The sequence below is a fragment of the Bacillus sp. 123MFChir2 genome (assembly GCF_000383235.1).
GTDB lineage: Bacteria > Bacillota > Bacilli > Bacillales > Bacillaceae_G > Bacillus_A.
In genome coordinates this window covers 68,724-89,625 of the sequence record NZ_KB910930.1, presented here as the reverse complement: position 1 = coordinate 89,625, position 20,902 = coordinate 68,724, and the positions used below count along the sequence as shown (strand labels likewise).

Genomic DNA, 20,902 nt, shown 5'->3' with positions numbered 1-20,902 from the left:
GCTGATTCTCCATACATACGAAAGAAGCCGCTCTCCTTATCGAGAGCGGTTTACTCATTATTTACTCCACTAATGAGAGTCCAAGCTATGCAAAACAAAAAGTTCCCTCGCACTCGTTTCCTCTCTTTGTTTTCGCACGGCACGTGGCAGACATAGGCACTGACCGTTTCTATGCATAGCCAGTCCCTCTCACCCATCTAAAAAAAGAAAGGTTTTATGTTTTTTAAATTGCACTTCCACACCACTATTTCGCTAATTCATAAATCGCATGTGCATAAATCGCTGTTGCTTTCAGTAAATCTTCCATTTCAATATACTCATCTTTTTGATGCGCTAATTCTTCTTTCCCTGGGAATAGCGGACCGAATGCAACCCCGGCTTTCAATGAACGTGCATATGTACCGCCGCCAATTGCTAATAACTCCGCTTTTTCTCCCGTTTGCTCCTCATATACACGCTGAAGTGTACGAATTAATACATGATCTTTATCAACGTGATGCGGACGAGAATCTGATACATTTGTGATAGCAAAGTCTTTCACATTCACATAATTTGTTAATGTTTGCAGCGTTCCTTCTAAGTTTGTTGTGACTGGATAACGAATATTCAATCCGAGTTTACCGCCTTCTTCTTTTGTATAAGAAAGAAGACCAACGTTTACTGTTAATGGGCCTGTAATTTCATCTGCATACGCAATGCCGGCTTTTTCTCCAAGCGTATCATTTGTAAATGTTTCCGTAGCTAAGCTAGCAAATGCACCGCCTTGCTCATCTAAAGAAATTGTCGTTAAGAAGTTCACAAGTGTTAAACCTGCATTTTCTCCTTGCTCTGGCGTAGAACCGTGTGCCGAAATCCCTTCTACTTGCAGCGTGATTGTATTTCCTTCCACAATTGCTTTCCCGTTTTTCTTTGCTTCTTGTATGTATTGTTCATACTGATTTGCAAGTTCTGTTGCTTTTTCACTCGTTAGGGCCGCTTCTGCAAAATCAGGAACCATATTTAATCGACGCCCGGATGAGAAGGACACTAATACATTTTCTCCTGCTACATGTTCTTTTTTATTTTGAACGACATATAAATCGCAAATTCCTTTTTCTGCATTAATAATTGGAAAATCTGCATCAGGAGCAAAGCCCATCGTCGGCATTTCTTCGTGTTTAAAATAATGGTCTACGCACTTCCAATTACTTTCCTCATCCGTTCCTAAAATCATGCGGACACGTTTAGAAAGCGACAATTCTAGTTCTTTTACAATTTTCATTGCATAATAAGCTGCCATTGTTGGACCTTTATCATCAATCGCACCGCGTGCAAAGATTTTTCCATCACGAATATCCGCGCTATATGCAGGCGTCGTCCATCCGTCCCCTTCTGGTACTACATCAACGTGACATAAAATACCTACAATTTCTTCTCCTTGTCCTAGTTCTAAATGCCCTGCATATCCCTCTAAATTTTTAGAAAGAAATCCGTCAGCCTCTCCCTTATCTAACATGAAAGATAATGCTTTTGCTACACCTTCTCCAAACGGTGCACCTTCTTTTGCCGTTTCTTCTTCCCATACACTTTTAATTTGTAAAAATTGCTGTACATCATGGATTAGAGCATCTTTTCGTTTTTCTACTTCTTGCATCCAATTTATATTTGTCATACTTTCACCCTCTTCTCTATTCTCTTTTTCATCATAGCAAACGATCTCTTTTTATGCTAGCAAGCTTAAATCTAATAACTAACAATTTTAATATTTCAGATAATTAAAATTAGTTTTTTCTTATTTTTTTAATTTTTTTGCAGGAATTTGACGTTTTACGTAGAAATTTATAAGATAGTTGATAAAGAGAAACAGAATATCAACAACTTTCTTTCTACAAACTTATTGCCTGTTAAAATTTCGTAAAATTTGAGCAAGTTAGAGCATGTTTTTTTTCATCTGGAGTACAATGGAAATAACGACCTTCTTTCCTGAATGGGTCAAAAAACTTGTAGAGGAGTGGTTTTTTGATAAAACCTACAACTACTCGTATGCTAACACGCATTAAATCAATCTATATGTACATTAATGAGAAAGGCACCGTAACGACGCAAGACCTTGTAGATGAGTTTGGGATCACACCGCGAACGATACAGCGCGATCTGAATGTGTTGCAATTTAATGAACTCGTGTGTAGCCCTTGCCGCGGCAAGTGGACAACAACAGGAAAGAAAGTGAGAATGACCTCGTAATGAGTATAACCTGATTTAGTATATACATACCCCCATTCTTAATAGAAGAATGGGGGTCTTTTTGATTATGATATAAATCTGTTCTAGCTAAAACAAAAAGTAACTTGCACTCGTTTCCTCTCTGTTTTAACATCGCGCGGGGGCCAAAAAAGGGCCTGACCGCTTCTATGCATGGCTAGGACCTCTCTCCCATCTAAAAAAGAGCGTTTTTACCTCTTTATACTTGTGAGTGATAAGACTTTAGCATCTCTACTTCTTCGTCTGTTAATTCACGATATTGTCCAAGCTCTAGTTCCTCATCTAATACTAAAGGACCCATCTCTGTGCGTTTTAAGTACACAACCTTTTTTCCAACCGCTTCAAACATGCGCTTTACTTGATGAAATTTCCCTTCTGTAATAACAAGTTCAATTTCAGATATGTCATCACTTTCTAGAATTGTTAGTTCACCTGGCTTTGTTTCATAGCCATCATCTAAAATAACACCTTTTTTGAATGCTGCAACATCTTCTTCTGTCACTTTCCCAGCTATTCTCGCAAAGTATTTTTTGGGCACGTGCTTTTTCGGAGAAAGAAGTTGATGCGTTAGCTTTCCGTCATTTGTTAATAAAAGAAAGCCCTCTGTATCAATATCGAGTCGTCCCACTGGGAATGGATCAAAAATTGCATCTTCCATTTCTAATAGATCGATAACTGTTTCATGATTGTCATCTTCTGTTGCAGAAATGACCCCTTGTGGTTTATGCATCATTAAGTATACAAATTCTTTATACTCTACTACTTCACCGTGAATCGTAACCTCTTGTTCTTCTACGTTCACATGATATTTTGCATCTTTCACTGATACGCCATCTATTTTGACAACGCCGTCTTTTAATAGTTTTTTCACTTCTTTACGGCTACCATGACCCATGTTTGCTAATAATTTATCTAATCTCATCGTTTCACCTGCTTTATATAATTAGAAAAAAGAGAGGCGCACAATTTACGCCCCTTTCGTTTTTATCTTCAATCTACCACCAAGTTTGCGCTGAATCTTCTCTAAAAATTCACCGCCAAATACTCGCTCTATTACGCCAGTACGATACGCTAAATAGCCGTACACCGCCGCTCCTCCCATTGCACAAATGAAGACTATAACAAGTGCTGCAGGGCGGCTTGTCTCATATGGAAGCATAAAGGAAAGAATCCATAATAATATTTTAACAACAATGACCATTGCTGCCGTTAATACTGCAATTTGAAACGTTCGTTTATACACAAGCGCAAATGAAAAGTTTGTATATTTTCGAATTTGTTTATTTGTATACCAAATGGATACAGCGAATCCTACACCTGTTGCTACGACTGCACCAATCGGTCCAAAATAACGAATGAACACCACATTACATAAGAATTTTAAAATAACACCCATGCCAAGTGCAACAATTGCATGCTTCTGCTGGTTAATTCCTTGCAAAATAGCTGCTGTTACTGTGAATAATGCAAATAATAACGCGACTGGAGCGTACCACATTAATACTTTTCCACCAAGCGGATCAGCTTCATAACATGCGGTATAAATTGGATATGCTAAAGTGGATATTCCAATAACAGCTGGTAACGTTAAAAACATATTCACTTGATACGTTTGGGTAATTTGCTGTTTCAAATAACGGGACTGTCCCTCTGTAAACGATTTTGTAATCGCTGGTACGAGTGTTAAGCTATACGCCGTTGCAAGCGATACTGGGATCATAATTAGCTTATGTGTCCACACTGTAAAAATACCGAGGGCACGTTCTGCAATATCCCCTTGTCCAATTGCTTGCATAATTGCATTAAACGTTAACATGTCAATTTGCTGATAAAGCGGAATCGTTAACCCGATCACAACATAAGGAATCGCATAAGCAAACAGTTCTTTATATAGGTCAAATGTTCGAACTGTTGATTCGGGTACCGTTTGGTTGATTATGTATTGATTTAAATGATGCTTTCGCTTCACCCAATACCAAATGAGTACAGCCAATGCTCCAACAGCGGAAACAAACGCTGCAAATGTCGCCACGCCAACTGCTGTTGCGACCGAACCTTTTATTACTTTTATAACGATAAAACTACCTACAAGTAAAAATACAATACGAATAATTTGTTCAATAATTTGTGAAACGGTCGTTGGCCCCATTGATTGGAACCCTTGAAAATAGCCGCGAATTAAACTTGCCGCTGGTACAACAAGAAGCGCAAAACTAACGAGACGAATAATCATTGTTACATCTTCTAAGCTGTCATATAAATTCTGCTTCCCTAGCATTGCCTCAGCAAATAACGGCGCTGTCATATATAAGACTAAAAAGGAAAGTATTCCGCTTATGATCATCATAACCATACCGGAGCGAAACATTCTCTGGCTCGTCTTATAATCTCCAAGCGCATTATATTTCGAAACAAACTTCGCAACTGCAAGCGGTACCCCTGCCGTTGCAATACTTAAAAAGATTGTATATGGATTATATCCATAGTTATATAACGTCCCGCCTTCTGTGCCAACTAACGCATGAAACGGAAAAACATAAATCATGCCGAGGAACTTTACTAGAAACGTCCCAAGCGTCACAATAAGCGTTCCGCGTAAAAATTTTGAATCGGACATAAAAAATCCTCCTCTATTATTTCAAACGCTGAACTCCAACCTTTGTATTGTACCATACTTTCTCTTCTTAACAGTATATCCCTTCATTTTTCTTTTCTATGAAAACGTGATATTCTTGAATGCAGCAAACTAAGAAAATGAGGTCGATTTATATGCATTATGATGTAATTGTCATCGGAGGAGGTCCTTCTGGATTAATGGCAGCGATCGGTGCTGCTGAAGAGGGTGCACGTGTCTTGCTTCTTGATAAAGGTGACAAATTAGGAAGAAAGCTTGCTATTTCTGGCGGCGGACGCTGCAACGTAACAAATCGTCTTCCGCTCGATGAAATTGTAAAACATATTCCGGGAAATGGTCGTTTCTTATACAGTGCCTTTTCTATTTTTAATAATGAAGATATTATTCAGTTTTTCGAAAAGCTTGGCGTCAAATTAAAAGAAGAAGATCATGGTCGTATGTTCCCTGTATCAGATAAAGCACAGTCCGTTGTAGATGCTTTATTAACACGTTTAAAAGAGCTGCGCGTTACGATTCGGACAAATCTTCCTGTTAAAACTGTAGAGTATGAAAATGGCCAAACGAAAGCAGTCATCTTGCAAAATGGTGAAGTGATTGAAACGAACCATGTTATTATTGCCGTTGGCGGGAAATCTGTACCGCATACAGGTTCTACTGGGGATGGCTACGCTTGGGCGGAAAAAGCAGGGCATACCATTACAGAACTATTTCCGACGGAAGTACCACTCCTTTCGAATGAGCCATTTATTCGCGACCGTACATTACAAGGCATAGCACTTCGTGATGTAGAACTAAGCGTATTAAATCCAAAAGGAAAAGCGGTTATCTCTCATAAAATGGATATGCTCTTTACCCACTTCGGTGTGTCTGGGCCAGCTGCTCTTCGCTGCAGTCAGTTTGCCTTGAAAACGATGAAAAAGTTCAAAACAAACAACGTAACAATGAGCATTGATGCATTGCCAGAAGAACATAGCGAACAACTCTTCCAGCGTATGATGAAACAAATGAAAGAAGATCCGAAAAAAGCAGTGAAAAATGTACTAAAAGGCTATGTGCCTGAGCGTTATTTCTTATTCCTATTAGAGAAAAATGAAATTGACGGCAGTCAGCAATGCGGACAAATTTCTCATGAAAAAATCCGTGCTCTTGCTGCAGATTTCAAAGGATTTATCTTTACCGTAAATGGAACGCAGCCACTTGAAAAGGCATTCGTAACAGGCGGCGGTGTGTCGGTGAAAGAAATTAATCCGAAAGAAATGTCATCCAAACTTATGAACGGCTTATATTTCTGCGGAGAAATTCTTGATATTCACGGCTATACGGGCGGGTATAATATTACTTCGGCATTCGTTACAGGCCGAATTGCTGGAATGACAGCTGGTCAAAATGCTACCATATAGTAATAAAAAAGGAGCCTAATTACAGACTCCTTTTCATTTGTAATTGTAAAAAAGAAAAAGGGGAAAACAGATGAGAAAAAAAGTAATGATATCTTTAATGTTAATGACGTTTCTTTCCGCTGTTGAAGGAACGATCGTTAGTACAGCGGTGCCTCGCATCACAAGTGAACTTTCAGGAGTAGGGCTTGTAAGCTGGGTATATGCGATTTATATGTTAGCAACCGCAGTAACAACTCCGATTTACGGGAAGCTAGCAGATTTATTTGGACGTAAAAAAGTATTATTAATTGGGGCTGCCATCTTTTTAATCGGCTCTACATTATGCGGCGTCGCAACATCAATGGAGCAATTAATTCTGTTCCGCGCCCTACAAGGAGTAGGAGCAGGTGCTGTTATGCCAATTACAATGACTATTATCGGTGACTTATATAGTGAAGCAAAAGATCGTGCAAAAGCCCAAGGTTGGCTGAGTGCCGTTTGGGGTGTATCTGGTGTTGTCGGACCGTTAGTTGGTGGATTTTTAGTAGATTCACTATCTTGGCGTTATATCTTTTTCTTAAACATTCCATTTGGAATCTTTGCTTGTACGATGATTGCAATTTCCTATAAAGAATCTATCAAACCAGCAAAACATCATATCGACTATCCAGGTGCTGTTATCTTCTCACTTAGTACGATCGCCTTACTTTATGCGTTACTAACAGGAAGTCAGCATCAAAACTGGGGCGACATCACAATTATCGGCCTGCTAGTATTTGCAGTTTTCGCATTTATCCTTTTCTTATTTGTAGAAAAAAAATCACCAGAACCACTAATTCCATTAGATCTGTTCTCTAACCGATCTGTATTTATTGTGAACGTATTAACGTTAATTGCTGGTGCGATGATTATTAGTATTACAATGTACCTTCCGATTTGGACACAAGGGGTCCTAGGAAAAAATGCAACGGAGGCTGGTATGATTTTAATGCCAATTCCTGTATTTTGGACAGTTGGTGCAATGATGTCTGGTAACTTAGTTGGCCGTTTACAAACAAAACAAATTATTTTACTTGGCGGCAGCATTTTATCCGCTTCAACGTTCTTATTATTTATGCTATCTACTCACTCGCATCCATCTCTTATTTACATTGCAATGGGGATGTTCGGCATGGGAATGGGACTTATCACACCAATCTTTATGGTCACAATTCAAGCTTCTGTCCCTGCAAATAAACGCGGAACAGCAGTCGGTTTAAATACATTTATTAATACATTTAGTCAAACGCTAGGCGCAGCAGTATTTGGAACGATTTTCAATACAGTCATCCACAGCGCAGGAGACGGAAATGTAAACTTAGTAACTTCGGAACATGGAAGCACCGCGATAGGGTCGCAAGAAGTACTCGCTTCTAGTGTTCATATTATCTTTAGCGGCACATTTATATTAGCCGTTATCAGTTTAGTTATTGCATGTGTATGCTTACAATCCAAACAACAAGAAACAGTTGTACCGCAGCAAAAAGGCACTGCACTGTAGAAAGTGCAATTCGTGTCAGGTGTTGTCGAAGGGTCTTATATTGCTTAAAGTCGCCGATAAAGTGAAACTTCTATTAGGTGGGGGTCTTACTGCCCACGAATAGCGGGATAAATACAAAAAAGACGACTTCGCGTCGTCTTTTTTGTGTTTAAGACCGATATACAACCATCGCAGAGAAACAATAAATCTGACTCTCTTCATCATTGTTCGAAACCGATACTTGATACTTAATATCTACAATTTGTTCTTCGTCCATTTTCTTCAAAAAGACATTGATTGCCTCTTCTAAATCCTTTTCATGACTTTCATCAAAGATTTTCACGCGAATCACATTAACACCATCCTAAGTCACAACCTTCTACTGCTGGACTGTTATCTCGGCGCGTATCAATGATGCGATAAAACTTACCATCTTCATATAAATAGCCATCTTCTAATACATACTGCTTCTCTTCAGTATAGACATAAAATTTACCAATCATAAATTTATTAGAGTATAATTCCAAATAATCTGTTTTAAATTTCGCCACTATCTTGTCTGTAATATCAATTTTAATTGTACGGCTCATCTCCCACCCCCCCTTTCGAAAAAGAACGGATTGGTTTATTGTATTAAGGATTTTTGATTTTATGAATGAATTTGAAGAGATATGCTTTCTTTAGAGTTACTAGCGACTATCCTCACTAACAGAAGAACCGACTTTTTTAACGTAATGTAACATAGCAAGTTGACCAAGTTGTTCTGTCTTTGTTAGTGTGAATTTTGTTTCAATGTCACCGTCAGTATAAAGAGAAATACCTTTACCTAAAATGATAGGTGCGATTGCAAGTTGAAATTCATTAATTAAGTTTTCTTTGAAAAATTCTCGTGCTAAATTACCACCACCAATTAGCCAAATACATTTTCCCGGCTGTTTTTTTAAGTTAGTAATAAATGTTTTTACATTTTCTTTTAAAAACTGAGCATATTCATCTCTACCATCTACAGAAGTTGAAAAAACACCGCCATTGATTATTATTGTAATTTTTGGTATAAATTTCTTGTTAGTATTTTTAAAAAATTCGAAATTTAGAGGTGATTTTTAGTGAAGAAAAAGCACGCTTTACAAGCTGTCGCAGCTACATCTTTATTACTGCAACCTATGAGTGCGTTCGCTCAAACGAACGAAACGAAGACTGTCACTTTAGAAGAAGCAAAAGAAACTGTACATAAGAAAGAACTTGAATCAAAACAAACGAATGTTTCTGAAACTGCGCAAAAGCAAGAATCCAAGTCTGAACAACAACAACAACAACAACAATCAATTGAACAAACAAAACCTGTACAAGAGCAAAAGCCAACTGAACAAACGAAACCTGTACAAGAACAAGGCAAAACAACCGCTCCACCTTCTCAAGAGAATAAACCAACACCTCAGCAAACAGCACCTACAAAAGAAGAAAAATTAAAAGAGGAAACAAACCAGCAAGCACAAGCAAAACAAACAATTTCAGAACTATTCCCTGACGCAACTATTGCCAATGCAGTTGCTAGTGAACTTGGAAAAACACCTAATGATAAAGTAACAGAAGAAGAATTAAAGCAAGTAACAATGCTTGACATTACGAATGAGGGGACATTCACTTCTTTACAAGGATTTCACTTATTACCAAATTTAGAAGAACTCAATTTGTATGCAAATAATAAAGTAAACAAGGTATTAACCAAATCTGCTCTTTCTATTGATCTATCAAGCAATAAGAAACTAAAGCACTTAGCTATAAGCAACCTAGGAATCACTGCACTTTCATTATCTGAAAACAAAGATCTACAATCTTTGCATTTAGAAAACAATCGAATTGCAGCCCTAGACGTATCTAAGCAAACCGAACTAACTGTTCTGTCAGCTGCACATAATGGTATAAAAGAATTACATTTACCAAAACAATCAAAACTACAAATACTCGATGTAGCTAACAATAACCTAACAAGTTTGAACTTAGAAAATCAAGTCGCATTGCACGATCTCTTTGCGGAACACAATGCACTTTCTTCTATACAGTTCAATTCAAGCGGAATACTTCGCAATATACAATTAAATAACAATGCACTGACTAATTTGCCTAACTTAAACACATCCAAACTTCTTTATTTAAATATCGAAGAAAATAAACTTGATTTAAAAAATGGACCATTCGCGAAAAAGCATATCGAATTGTTACAGCAAAATTTCAAGCCTGAAAATGATAATGAGCAAACTGATTTTGGTTATTATTTTGATTATCAATTCTCCACTCACAGTGATCGTCCAGATGCACCAGTTGTCTTTGTTGATATGAAAAACAAGAAGATTTTAGGTGTATCTAATCATATGGAATACTCTCTTGATGAAGGGAAAACATGGAATAACTTTATGATTGATGGACACATTTCAGTTGAAGAAGGCAAAATAGCCCTCATTCGATACAAAAAGACTGATAAATGGTTAGAAAGTGAAGCAACAAAACTAGTATTCTCACAAACAGATAATACAAACAATGAAAATGGGAACAACAATAATAACGGTAACAAAGGAAATTCCAACAGTGGCAATAACAATTCTAATAACAGTAACAACGAAAATTCTAACAGTGGCAATAACAACTCTAATAACAGTAACACAAATGGAACAGGACAAGTTAAGAAATCAATCGTATCAAAATCACTCCCAAAAACAGGTTCTGCTGTTGAAACAACAGGAATGGCCGGAGTTCTTGCACTCCTTGGAGCTTGGTTCTTACGAAGAAAAGCGAAACGAGAAGGACAATAATAGAAAGAAAGAAAAAAAGAAATCAGATTATATCCTTTTATGGGGATAAATTTGATTTCTTTTTACTTCACAAACATTATGAAAAAGTAGAAATGAAATGTGTAAAACGCTCATTTGTTTTCGGAAAAAAGCAGATTATCAGTATACATAACTACTTCTAAACTTTATAAATGCCTCTTTTCTTCAAAATAAGATACATACTTAAAAACAACATATACCCAAAACTCGCAACCATAATTAGTACTGGCACCGGGTAAAATTTAGCTGCATATACAAAAAAATCGATTTGCAAAATGTCGTCATAATTTGAAACTGGCCCTTTAAAATAATTCGTAAACTTAGCGGAATATTTCCATTCAAATGAATCCTCGATTAGATTACTTCCTTCGTACCAACTAATAAGAGTTGAAACGATGAAGAATATAATCACTATCCCAAGCTGAACGACGTACCTTGTTTTCATACACTATTCTCCTTTTTATTTTATAAACAAAACAAAGCGCCTCCAAGTTTATACTCGGTAGGCACTCCCCCGTGCATATATCGTTTCAAACAATTATACATTGTTATCTCTCTGTTTTTTATAGAAGCGATTTGAATCCTCGATCATAATCGCTCCAACAATTATCATGATTGCCGCAAATATTTTGATACACACTCGATATACATACTCTAGATCTTTAAAATAAAGTGTTGTGACCATGTAAATAACAGCACCAACTATCGTAAGAATTAAACCTTTATATTTCTGAAAGAACATGTAAATCCACCTTTACTATGTATATACAATTAATATGTCAAAAAGCAAAAACCCTAAAATAATGGTTCATCACCAAAAGATGGGGGGACATATAGATAGATGTACACTCCACTCCGAGTGGAAGCTTTCCATTCCGTGTATGAAAAATGACTCATTTTCAAAAAATTAACCCCATGTCACGGTAATGAACCAAAATAATACATAACATCCAATATATTCATAATAAAGGTTTGTAGAGTTTGATTCAATATCCATATTAAAACTAGAGAATCTTAGCTATATGATTACTGTCCAAATTGCTCCATTTGTTTTAGTTTTAATCGCTGTTCTAAAACGCTAATCATAAAGAGGAAATGATTCGCTTCTCTTAAAACGTGATCCGCTAGTAAAGGATTGATTACATTTTTAATTTGGCATGTTTGGATGAACTCCAGCCCTGCTTTTTTGAAGTTTCTTAATTCAACAGTCGCATTTTCGCTATCTTTATTCATTTTGCCAATAATCGGATATGTTGGTTGTTTCTTATATAACATGGATTCAACATCTCTAGCTTGATTGAGGAGAACTTCAAAATCGTCACCGAATTTCGATGCAGTATGAACTAAATTTCTTTCTGATTGATCAAGCAGAGATGCAATAAAACGCGAGTGTTCCATCATGATTCGTAACCAAAATACATTTTCACTAATGATTGAATCTTGAATCGGATCCATTTTTCCCTCGTTAAATTTCTGGAGTGTTCTTATAAAATATTCCGCTTCTCGTGCAGTATGGTCCACTAATAATGGGAAATTAAACCCTTTTGCTTTACAATTAATAATTAAAATTAAAAGATTTCTTTTATAATTACGGAAAGCGTAAACTAGCTCAATACTTTCTTCATTTAATTTCCGAACTGCTTGAACTGTGCGAGGAACAGAAAATGCTTTTTGTAAGTGTCGGTCAAACAAATGATAAAATACTTCTACTTGTTGAATTAAACTTTTCTCATGTCTATCAAACCCTTCACTCAGAAAAAGAGCATGCTCCTTCATAATTCGTAGCCAAAATTGATTTTCTGTTAAGGATCTTTCAATAAATAATTGTTCTGTTAATGATTCAGAAGGTGCCGCTTTCAGCTCTGGAGGTAGGAGCATAGCGCGCTGAGGATCCATCACAAATTGTTCAGAGACAGGTTGGTCTTGAGACATATAATCACTCCTTTTAAGCTACGAGAGCTTTTATTTATCACCTGGAGCAGCTTGATCTACGCCCTTGATATGATGTTTATGCCCGTTATCTTCCGTCGTATAAAAATCGTAATAATGAACATGCATCCCATTCCCAACTGGAATTGCTGGTCCTGAATACGCCTTGTAATAGTGCGTATGCCCATCTTCGAAGAGGACGTATCCTTCTGTATAATGTATATGCCCGCCCTCTTGTGTCTTAATAGGCGGAGATGTTACATCTAGGCATTGATGTACATGTCCTCCCACAACAGATGTATAATCCACTGATCCATGGTTATGATGTGGCACAAAACCAGAAACGAAATCATTTTTTCCTACCCTGTTCACTCTATCCATTCTCTTCATTCCCCTTATGCATAAAGATAAACTCTATAAACTAGTATGCTTATACTATCGAGATAATTCCTCTCTTATATACAAGTTAAAAAACGACGTAAAAACCCCTTTCTTTTTTGGGGGACAAGAGCATCTGGCCATGCATAGAAACGGTCAGGACCTTTTCCTGCCACATCCGAGGTTTAAAACAAAGGGAGCTAGACAAAAATGCTGGAAAATTCAAATGGATATATAGTTAAATTAACACCGAGATTTGAAAAATTTTTAACAGGATTAGATAGCCAAAAGTAGGCAAATTGCATTTTTGGTTTTCAAATCCCCTAAAATACTAAAAAAAAGGTATCCCCAAAATCATCACTTCGGAGACACCTTCTTTTCCTATCTATGCTGTAGCATCGCAACTAACTTCTCTTGACTATACATCCAAACAGTAATAACTAAACAAGCAAGCGCTACTTCTGATAACGCCATAAATCCAATTGCATAATGGCCTGTCAGTTGGAATAACAATGTTAAGATTAATGGCGGGAAGAAACCACCAAGTCCGCCAAGTGCCGATACAAGACCATTTACAATACCAGCTTGCTTGGAGAAATACATTGGTACAAGTTTAAAGATTGTTCCATTTCCAGTACCAGCGCAAAAAGCAACTAATAAACAACCGAATGTGTATACATTCATTTTTGGCATGAATGATAAAATAATTCCTGCTAATGTTAAACCGGTAAAGACAAAGATTAAAATTTTAAATGGATTAAATTTGTCGCCGAGCCAGCCGCCAATTGGACGCATAATTGTTGCTAATGCAATAAAACCAGCTGTACGTAATCCCGCATCTACTTTCGCTAAACCGAAGTGAGATACGAGGAAGTTCGGTAAATAAACTGTAAATGCGACGAACGAACCGAACGTTAAGAAATAGAAAATACATAAGAACCAAAGCTTTTCATTTTTATAAACACCTTTAATTTGTTCCGTTAATGATGTATTTACCTTTTTCTCGTTACGATCTCCTAACAAGAAGTTTGCTAATGCAAATGTAGCGAGTAAGATTAAGTACATTTGTACCGTTGTTCTCCAACCAAATGAAGTTGCAAGTACTGGTGCAAGAAAGGATGTAACCGCTGTTCCTATATTTCCTATTCCGTATATTCCGTTTACAAAACCATGCTTTTCTTTCGGATAGTATTTCAGAAGAGATGTTACTCCTACAGAGAATACAGCTCCGCCAACCCCAGCAAATAAACCGCCAATAATTAAATCTAGCATCGATGTTGCCATACTAATATAAAAGACAGGGAATAATAGAATAATAAAACTAATAAAGAATAATTTTCTTGCTCCGTAACGATTGGTCCAGTAACCAATCGGAATGCGAAGAATAGAGCCTAAAATCACTGGTACTGCTGTAACAAGAGAAATCTGTCCTGCTGTTAACGCAATGTCTGCTTTAATAAATGGCATTAAAGAAGATAAAATCACCCATACCATAAAGCCAAGTATAAGATTTGAAGTTTGTAATCCTAACTGAAAATTCGGATTTTTCATCAGTCTCTCCCCCTATTGTGTTCAATATTTCACATTTTCTGTTGCTTCCCTCCTGCCTAATCACGCTTTTTCATGATTAGGCAGGAAAGAATCACCCGCCGCTTACCGGTGGAATCAATGCGACAACATCACCATCTTGGATGATATCATCTTCATTTGCATATTCCTCATTAATCGCTACCATCGTGTGCTGAGAAAGGGAGACATTGTAATCTTTCGTTACAAGTTCCCTCAACTCTGCTACCGCAAGGTTTTGGGCATCAATTTGTAATTGATGTGTTCCAGCTTCTTCTTGCAGGTGAGCAAATAATAATACTGTAATCATTTCGCATTCTCCTTTTCTGGTTCTCCGTTTGGATACGGTGTTTGCTCTAATTGATCGCCAATCCATTTCCCACCATCTTCCCAAAACTCTTTCTTCCAAATCGGAACAATTTGTTTAATGCGCTCCATAATATACTCATTTGCTTCATACGCCGCTTTTCGGTGCGGCGTCGATACAGCAACAACAACGGCAATATCAGAAATTTGCAATGTACCAATGCGATGCGTAATTGCTACATGTGTGCCTGGCCATTTTTCTTTCGTTTCTTCTCCAATTTTAGCAAGCATCTTTTCAGCCATTGAACGATACGCAGCATATTCTAGGTAAAGCGTACGTCGTCCTTTCGTAAATTCGCGCACTGTACCAATGAATGTCGTCACAGCGCCGCATTCACGGCGAATCACTTTCTGCGCTACTTCTTCAATAGAAATCGGTGTATCCACTACTTCAAAATACGTCTTTGTCATTTTGCATCCCTCATTCTTTGTACAAACCAATTTGTAAACTTTTCATCTTCTGTTATATGAAAAACTTGATAGCTTTCTTGTCTTGTTTTTAAAGCTTCATTCCATACAATAACAGCGATCACATTTTCTACACTTTCTAATAAAGAGGCATCTGCTTCCGACCGAAGTAAAACAACTTTTGGGTATCGTTCTTTTTTATACCCTTCAACGATTATGACTTCCGCTTCAAAACATGTATACAAACGGATGAGTTTTTCTAAAGACCAGTCACGCTGAGCGGATAAAGACAATAATCCTTCCCCTTCCACTGCGCTGACAATTGCTCCAGCCTCTCTATGACGTTCGCTATCTTTTTGTAGCGGCAATTCTGGATATCCCCCGTGCCCATGATGCTTAATCGCTCCTACTTTCACACCTTCATTCGTTAACGCTTTAATCAACTTCTCTGTCAATGTTGTCTTCCCGCTATTTTGATACCCTACGATTTGTAAGACTGGAACGGCTCTTTCCATGGCCACTCACTTCCTTGCTCTCTGTCTAATAAAAGGACAGTAACAGTCATCCCTTCTTCAAAACCACGCGTGCCACCTGGCAAAGCGATAAACGCATTCGCATCGGCGAGTGAAGAAACAGCACTAGATTTATCAAGTCCAACTGGAACGGCTTGCAGCCTTCCGTTTTCAATTTCTACTTTCCCTCTAACAAAGCGTGTAAATGGATTTGCTTTTGGGAAACCCTTCATTAAAATGGCATCACCGCGGTACATATGAGGCTCTTTCATATGTAGATATGTTCGAACAACCGGACGTACAAACAATTCAAATCCAACATAACAAGCAGATGGATTTCCTGATAATCCAAATAGTAACTTTCCATTTACTTCCGCTACTGTCGTTACACTTCCCGGACGCATCGCTACTTTATTGAACAGTACGTTCGCTCCAAGCTTTTCATAAATAGCTGGTAAGTAGTCATAATCACCAACTGACACACCGCCTGTCGTAATGAGAATATCGACTTCTTCCATTGTCTTTTTTACCATCTCATAGCAAGTGTCAAAGTCATCTGCGAATTGTCCGTAATACCGAACCATTCCGCCTGTTCGCATAATTTGCGCAGCGATCATATATGAATTACTGTTGCGAATTTTCCCTGGTTCAAGCGGCTGATGAACCTCTAACAATTCGCTTCCTGTCGTCACAATTCCAATAACCGGACGCTTTACGGTGGCTACTTCACTATAGCCAAACGTTGCAAGAAGCGCCGCCACTCCTGGGTTAATCGTCGTTCCTTTTCCGACAAGCACATGATGCTTCCTGACATCTTCACCTTTGCGTGAAATATTATCACCTGACTGAAACGGACGCTTCAATTTCATATATGTCTTTTCGTCTTTTTGAAATCCTTCCGTAAGCTCAAGCATGACAACCGCATCACAGCCAGTTGGAATCGCTGCACCGGTCATAATTCGTACCGCTTGAAATGCCTTCACTTCCTCCGTAAAAACAGAACCAGCACCAATTTCCCCAACAACTTCAAATTCGGCCGGATGTTCATAACTTGCTTTTTGTGTATCTTCTGCCCGAACTGCAAAACCATCGTACGGCGATCGGTCAAAATGAGGCACATCATGATCAGCAATTACATCTTCCCCAAGAATTCGTCCATAACTTTCCGTAAGTGGTACACGCTCAATTTCTCCGCGCTGTGCATACTCCATCACACGTGCTACTGCATCTCTAACAGAAATTGGTATTCGTTTTTCTAGCATCATTTTCACCCCGCATTTGCAAAATATCACATCTTCATTACAATTTTTGTTGTACAATGCTAATCATAATAGCAATTATTTCAAGGAGGAATCTCATGTCTTCATTTACTCATTTTAACGATCAAGGCCGTGCCAAAATGGTTGATATTAGCGATAAGAAAATTACTGTACGAACAGCTATCGCTCGTTCTAGCGTCACCTTGACAAAAGAAATTTATGATAAAATCACCCGTAATGAAATTGGAAAAGGTGATGTTCTAGCTGTTGCTCAAATCGCTGGTATTATGGCGGCAAAGCGTACTTCTGATATTATTCCGATGTGTCATCCACTCCTTCTAAAAGGTGTCGATATTTCCTTTGACTGGCATATTGCAGATGAACAATATCGTTTGCTTATTGAAGTAAACGTGAAAACAGAAGGCAGTACTGGTGTTGAAATGGAAGCCTTAACAGCTGCTTCTGCTACCGCTCTTACTGTATATGACATGTGCAAAGCTGTCGACAAAGGCATGATCATCGGCGAAACATACTTGCTTGAAAAAACAGGCGGCAAAAACGGTGATTATTCCCGAAATCTATCTTAAATTTTCTCGTTGAATCCAAAGGTACTCACCTTTGGATTCAACCTATGTAACGTGCATATAGTCGTTTTGCCACTTGTATATCATTTGTACCATGAACAAAGGCTCGCCCATCTTGAAATAAAACGAAGCGATATTCATCAGCGTGGAATGATAATAAGTACGGCGTCCTCTGTACTGGCACGCTTTTTTGTAAGCGCTTTTCTATTTCTTCTAAGTTAAGAGGCTGATTTATGCCTGGGCGAATCTGAACTGTATTGCGGCCGCATAATACTTCTGTTTTCGTTTGTGCTTCAAACGTTAAGCTTGGATATGTTCGAAGCTTGCCGCATGATAGACAATGTTCTTTTTTCTGCCTGTTTACTTTAAATGCCATATACTGATTGTTCCAAAGATCAAATGATACCATCGTTTCTCTTAGTGCTTCAAAGTCTCCAACTAATATTTTTAAAGCTTCAGCAACTTGATACGCAACAACCATTTGCACGGCTGGTTGAATAATTCCCGCTGTATCACACGTTGCACTGCTCGTTGGATGCTCCATTAAACAGCGAAAGCACGGTGTTTTCCCTGGAATAATCGTATACGTTACACCGTAACTCCCAACGCAGCCACCGTATATCCACGGAACGTTATACTTTTGTGAAATATCATTGATAAGAAGACGTGTATCGAAATTATCCGTCGCATCGATCATAACATCCACGTTTTGCACAAGTCGCTCGATTTCTTGCACTGTTACATCCGTTACAACTGGCTCAATAGCTACGCCAGAATTAATTTCCCTTAAATGCTGCGCCGCTGCAACTGCTTTCGGCACATAGTCCTTCGCATCTTTTTCTGTATATAATTGCTGCCTTTGTAAATTGCTCCATTCGACATAATCTCGATCAGCAATCGTCAACTTGCCAACTCCTGCCCGAACAAGCGCCTCCGCATTTGCTGTACCAAGTGCACCAGCACCGATAATCAATACGTGTTTTCCCCTTAAATTGCGCTGACCAGCTTCCCCAATCTCAGAAAATAGTATTTGCCGTGAGTACCGCTCTTGCATCTTAACCCCTTCTCCCTATCCGCCAATATATGACATTTCAATTTTCGGGCGGTTATTTACACTTTCTTCCGTTCGTTCATCTGAATAACGATCATTACGCTTATTCCACACATCTTTCACAATTTGAAACAATTCCTCATCATCTATCCCACCCCGGATCAGGGCTCGTAAATCTGTTCCTGTCGTTGCAAATAAACAAGTATACAACTGACCTTCTGCTGAAATGCGCGCTCTCGTACAAGAAGAACAAAATGATTCAGAAACAGAGGTAATAAAACCAACTTCAGCCTCAGTTCCAACATATCGATATCGCTTGGCTACCTCACCGAAATAATGAGGATCTATCGGTTCAATTGGATACGTACGTCCAATCATATCGATTAACTCTTTCTTCGTAATAACTTGTTTAAAGTTCCAGCCGTTCGTACTTCCAACATCCATAAATTCGATAAAGCGAAGAGGGATGCACTGCTCTTTACAATAAGCGGCCATCTTCAAAATTTGGTTATCATTCATTCCCTTTTTCACGACCATATTGATTTTGACTTCTAAGCCGGCGGATCTTGCTTCTTCAATTCCTCGTAATATAGGTTTTGTACTTACATTGCGGCCATTAATACTTCGAAATACATCATCATCTAACGCATCTAAGCTAACGTTTACTCGCTGTAAACCTGCTTCTTTTAACGCCTTTGCCTGCTTCGTTAAATGAATACCGTTCGTTGTCAGCCCAATATCTGTTAAGCCTTCTAATTTCACCAGACGTGTAATGAGCTGTGGTAGATCTTTACGAAGTAACGGTTCGCCGCCAGTTAAGCGAATTTTCCTTACGCCCATACGAACAAAAAGCTTAGCTAATCGCTCAATCTCATCAAATGTAAGTAGAAACTCTTCTTTTAAAAATGCATAATCTGGTCCAAACACTTCGGCTGGCATACAATACGTGCACCGAAAATTACAACGATCAATAACAGAAATGCGTAAATCTTGAAGTGGACGCTGCCATACATCTACAATCTTCTCAGTCATCTTCACCCCTCCTTCTTGCTGTATGTCTACTTTTATTCTATTATAATATATTTTTAAACTAGGGTGGTTTTGCTCTTGCACTTTATCTTTTTTTGGCTGTTTTTCATTTGTCTTCATCATAAAAAAGAACAACAATCTATGTTGTGATATTTCTCACATCAATTTCCTCATTCAAAAATTCTTCACAAATCTGTTCAAAAACTATTCACAATTTGGCAAAGGAAAAAAACGCTTGCATTTTTACTATATTTATATTCAAAATAAGAAATAGACTATTCGGAAAAAAAGGGGTGATTGCTGTGGCAAACAGTACTGCATTATCAAATGATTTAAAAGAATTACTCGCATCTGTTGAATATAAAATGCAAGTAAGCAAATCCCATTATATTTTCCAAGAAGGTATGGAGGCAAAAGAACTATACATTATTCACTCTGGAAAAGTGCAAATTAGTAAAATTAGCGCCGACGGTCAAGAATTGACACTGCGCATTTGTTCGGAGAATGATATTATTGGGGAACTTACATTATTTACAGAAAACGCCAAATATTTATTAAATGCAAAAGTACTTGAACATGCAGAAATCGGCGTCATTAAGCGGGATGCATTAGAAAAAGCATTGCTGGAAAAACCAGCTCTTGCCTTTGAATTTATGAAGTGGGTTAGTGAACATTTACGAAGAATGCAAACGAAGTTTCGTGATTTAGTATTACACGGCAAAAAGGGCGCACTCTACTCCACTCTCATTCGCATGACGAATAGTTATGGCATTTTAAAAGAAGATGGTATTCTTATCGATCTTCCCTTAACGAATCAAGAGCTTGCAAACTTCTGTGCAACCTCCCGTGAAAGTGTCAATCGCATGTTAAATGATTTAAAAAAACAAGACATTATTTCTATTCATAAAGGCAAAATCACCATTCATAATTTACACTTTTTAAAATGTGCAATCGCTTGTGAGGATTGCCCTACCTCTATTTGTAGTATTGAGTAGCATTCTATATATACAAGTTAAGAGACCGACATAAAACCCTTTTCTTTTTAAGGGAGGGACGAGAGTATCTGGCCGTGCATAGAAGCGGTCAGGGCCTTCTCCTGCCACATGCGAAGTTTCAACCAAAAGGAGCACGCATGTAGCAATGATGTTTTATTCTGCATAACAGCAGCTTATGTGTCGGAAAATTAAATTGGATATATGATTGAGGATGCTGCTCTTT

At 38.0% G+C, this 20,902-nt stretch carries 23 protein-coding genes; 6 read left to right on the top strand and 17 right to left on the bottom strand.

Annotation, left to right across the window (positions count from 1 at the left end; genetic code table 11):
- Positions 1-244: 244 nt before the first annotated feature.
- Positions 245-1,651, bottom strand: coding sequence for a dipeptidase PepV (pepV, locus tag H280_RS0106425; RefSeq protein WP_020060297.1), 1,407 nt, complete (start codon positions 1,649-1,651; stop codon positions 245-247).
- 350 nt (positions 1,652-2,001) lie between these two features.
- Here pepV and H280_RS0106420 point away from each other — a divergent pair, with 350 nt between their 5' ends.
- Positions 2,002-2,223 carry a DeoR family transcriptional regulator gene (locus H280_RS0106420; RefSeq protein ID WP_028411127.1) on the top strand — a complete coding sequence of 74 codons (222 nt, stop codon included), beginning with the start codon at positions 2,002-2,004 and terminating at the stop codon, positions 2,221-2,223.
- Between the two features lie 217 nt (positions 2,224-2,440).
- Here the strand turns inward: H280_RS0106420 and H280_RS0106415 are convergent, their stop codons facing one another.
- Entirely contained in the window at positions 2,441-3,163 is a 723-nt protein-coding gene (locus H280_RS0106415) for a pseudouridine synthase (RefSeq protein WP_020060295.1), read from the bottom strand.
- Positions 3,164-3,208: 45 nt separating this feature from the next.
- On the bottom strand, positions 3,209-4,858 hold the full coding sequence (locus H280_RS0106410) for a putative polysaccharide biosynthesis protein (RefSeq protein ID WP_020060294.1): 1,650 nt from the start codon (positions 4,856-4,858) through the stop codon (positions 3,209-3,211).
- A 152-nt stretch (positions 4,859-5,010) separates the two neighbouring features.
- Here H280_RS0106410 and H280_RS0106405 point away from each other — a divergent pair, with 152 nt between their 5' ends.
- Positions 5,011-6,276 (top strand): NAD(P)/FAD-dependent oxidoreductase, encoded by a 1,266-nt coding sequence (locus H280_RS0106405; protein WP_020060293.1) that lies wholly within the window; start codon positions 5,011-5,013, stop codon positions 6,274-6,276.
- 70 nt (positions 6,277-6,346) lie between these two features.
- On the top strand, positions 6,347-7,795 hold the full coding sequence (locus H280_RS0106400) for an MDR family MFS transporter (protein ID WP_020060292.1): 1,449 nt from the start codon (positions 6,347-6,349) through the stop codon (positions 7,793-7,795).
- 148 nt (positions 7,796-7,943) lie between these two features.
- On the opposite strand, the gene H280_RS0106395 is transcribed toward H280_RS0106400, so the two are convergent.
- From H280_RS0106395 to H280_RS26710, 3 genes are all read right to left on the bottom strand, one after another.
- On the bottom strand, positions 7,944-8,126 hold the full coding sequence (locus H280_RS0106395) for a sporulation protein Cse60 (RefSeq protein WP_020060291.1): 183 nt from the start codon (positions 8,124-8,126) through the stop codon (positions 7,944-7,946).
- A gap of 1 nt (position 8,127) precedes the next feature.
- A complete protein-coding gene (locus H280_RS0106390) occupies positions 8,128-8,364 on the bottom strand; it encodes a DUF2553 family protein (RefSeq protein WP_020060290.1) in 237 nt (78 codons plus the stop codon).
- Between the two features lie 99 nt (positions 8,365-8,463).
- Positions 8,464-8,808 carry a dihydrofolate reductase family protein gene (locus tag H280_RS26710; RefSeq protein WP_269208738.1) on the bottom strand — a complete coding sequence of 115 codons (345 nt, stop codon included), beginning with the start codon at positions 8,806-8,808 and terminating at the stop codon, positions 8,464-8,466.
- 72 nt (positions 8,809-8,880) lie between these two features.
- On the opposite strand from H280_RS26710, the gene H280_RS0106385 reads away from it, so the two are divergent.
- A complete protein-coding gene (locus H280_RS0106385) occupies positions 8,881-10,584 on the top strand; it encodes an LPXTG cell wall anchor domain-containing protein (RefSeq protein WP_020060289.1) in 1,704 nt (567 codons plus the stop codon).
- 157 nt (positions 10,585-10,741) lie between these two features.
- Here the strand turns inward: H280_RS0106385 and H280_RS0106380 are convergent, their stop codons facing one another.
- The 9 genes from H280_RS0106380 to H280_RS0106340 all read right to left on the bottom strand — a co-directional run bounded on the left by H280_RS0106380 (position 10,742) and on the right by H280_RS0106340 (position 17,023).
- Positions 10,742-11,047: a YjdJ family protein gene (locus tag H280_RS0106380; RefSeq protein ID WP_020060288.1), complete on the bottom strand. Its 306-nt coding sequence runs from the start codon at positions 11,045-11,047 to the stop codon at positions 10,742-10,744.
- A gap of 93 nt (positions 11,048-11,140) precedes the next feature.
- Positions 11,141-11,344: a hypothetical protein gene (locus H280_RS0106375; protein WP_020060287.1), complete on the bottom strand. Its 204-nt coding sequence runs from the start codon at positions 11,342-11,344 to the stop codon at positions 11,141-11,143.
- A gap of 284 nt (positions 11,345-11,628) precedes the next feature.
- Positions 11,629-12,534, bottom strand: coding sequence for a DUF2935 domain-containing protein (locus tag H280_RS0106370; RefSeq protein WP_020060286.1), 906 nt, complete (start codon positions 12,532-12,534; stop codon positions 11,629-11,631).
- 30 nt (positions 12,535-12,564) lie between these two features.
- Positions 12,565-12,903, bottom strand: coding sequence for a YmaF family protein (locus tag H280_RS0106365; protein WP_028411126.1), 339 nt, complete (start codon positions 12,901-12,903; stop codon positions 12,565-12,567).
- Positions 12,904-13,290: 387 nt separating this feature from the next.
- A complete protein-coding gene (locus H280_RS0106360) occupies positions 13,291-14,460 on the bottom strand; it encodes a nitrate/nitrite transporter (protein WP_020060284.1) in 1,170 nt (389 codons plus the stop codon).
- 91 nt (positions 14,461-14,551) lie between these two features.
- The gene (gene moaD / locus H280_RS0106355) at positions 14,552-14,785 is read right to left on the bottom strand and encodes a molybdopterin converting factor subunit 1 (protein ID WP_020060283.1); all 234 of its coding nucleotides are present in this window, start codon (positions 14,783-14,785) and stop codon (positions 14,552-14,554) included.
- Complete coding sequence (locus H280_RS0106350; protein ID WP_020060282.1) at positions 14,782-15,252, bottom strand: molybdenum cofactor biosynthesis protein MoaE; 471 nt, start codon at positions 15,250-15,252, stop codon at positions 14,782-14,784. Before H280_RS0106350 ends, moaD begins: the two co-directional genes overlap by 4 nt.
- Positions 15,249-15,770: a molybdopterin-guanine dinucleotide biosynthesis protein B gene (mobB, locus tag H280_RS0106345; RefSeq protein ID WP_028411125.1), complete on the bottom strand. Its 522-nt coding sequence runs from the start codon at positions 15,768-15,770 to the stop codon at positions 15,249-15,251. Before mobB ends, H280_RS0106350 begins: the two co-directional genes overlap by 4 nt.
- Positions 15,731-17,023: a molybdopterin molybdotransferase MoeA gene (locus tag H280_RS0106340; RefSeq protein WP_020060280.1), complete on the bottom strand. Its 1,293-nt coding sequence runs from the start codon at positions 17,021-17,023 to the stop codon at positions 15,731-15,733. Before H280_RS0106340 ends, mobB begins: the two co-directional genes overlap by 40 nt.
- A gap of 95 nt (positions 17,024-17,118) precedes the next feature.
- On the opposite strand from H280_RS0106340, the gene moaC reads away from it, so the two are divergent.
- Positions 17,119-17,607, top strand: coding sequence for a cyclic pyranopterin monophosphate synthase MoaC (moaC, locus tag H280_RS0106335; RefSeq protein WP_020060279.1), 489 nt, complete (start codon positions 17,119-17,121; stop codon positions 17,605-17,607).
- A gap of 37 nt (positions 17,608-17,644) precedes the next feature.
- On the opposite strand, the gene H280_RS0106330 is transcribed toward moaC, so the two are convergent.
- Both H280_RS0106330 and moaA read right to left on the bottom strand, forming a co-directional pair.
- The gene (locus H280_RS0106330; RefSeq protein WP_020060278.1) at positions 17,645-18,658 is read right to left on the bottom strand and encodes a molybdopterin-synthase adenylyltransferase MoeB; all 1,014 of its coding nucleotides are present in this window, start codon (positions 18,656-18,658) and stop codon (positions 17,645-17,647) included.
- A 15-nt stretch (positions 18,659-18,673) separates the two neighbouring features.
- On the bottom strand, positions 18,674-19,687 hold the full coding sequence (moaA, locus tag H280_RS0106325; protein ID WP_020060277.1) for a GTP 3',8-cyclase MoaA: 1,014 nt from the start codon (positions 19,685-19,687) through the stop codon (positions 18,674-18,676).
- Between the two features lie 299 nt (positions 19,688-19,986).
- Here moaA and H280_RS0106320 point away from each other — a divergent pair, with 299 nt between their 5' ends.
- Complete coding sequence (locus H280_RS0106320) at positions 19,987-20,679, top strand: Crp/Fnr family transcriptional regulator (protein WP_020060276.1); 693 nt, start codon at positions 19,987-19,989, stop codon at positions 20,677-20,679.
- The last annotated feature ends 223 nt before the right edge of the window (positions 20,680-20,902 follow it).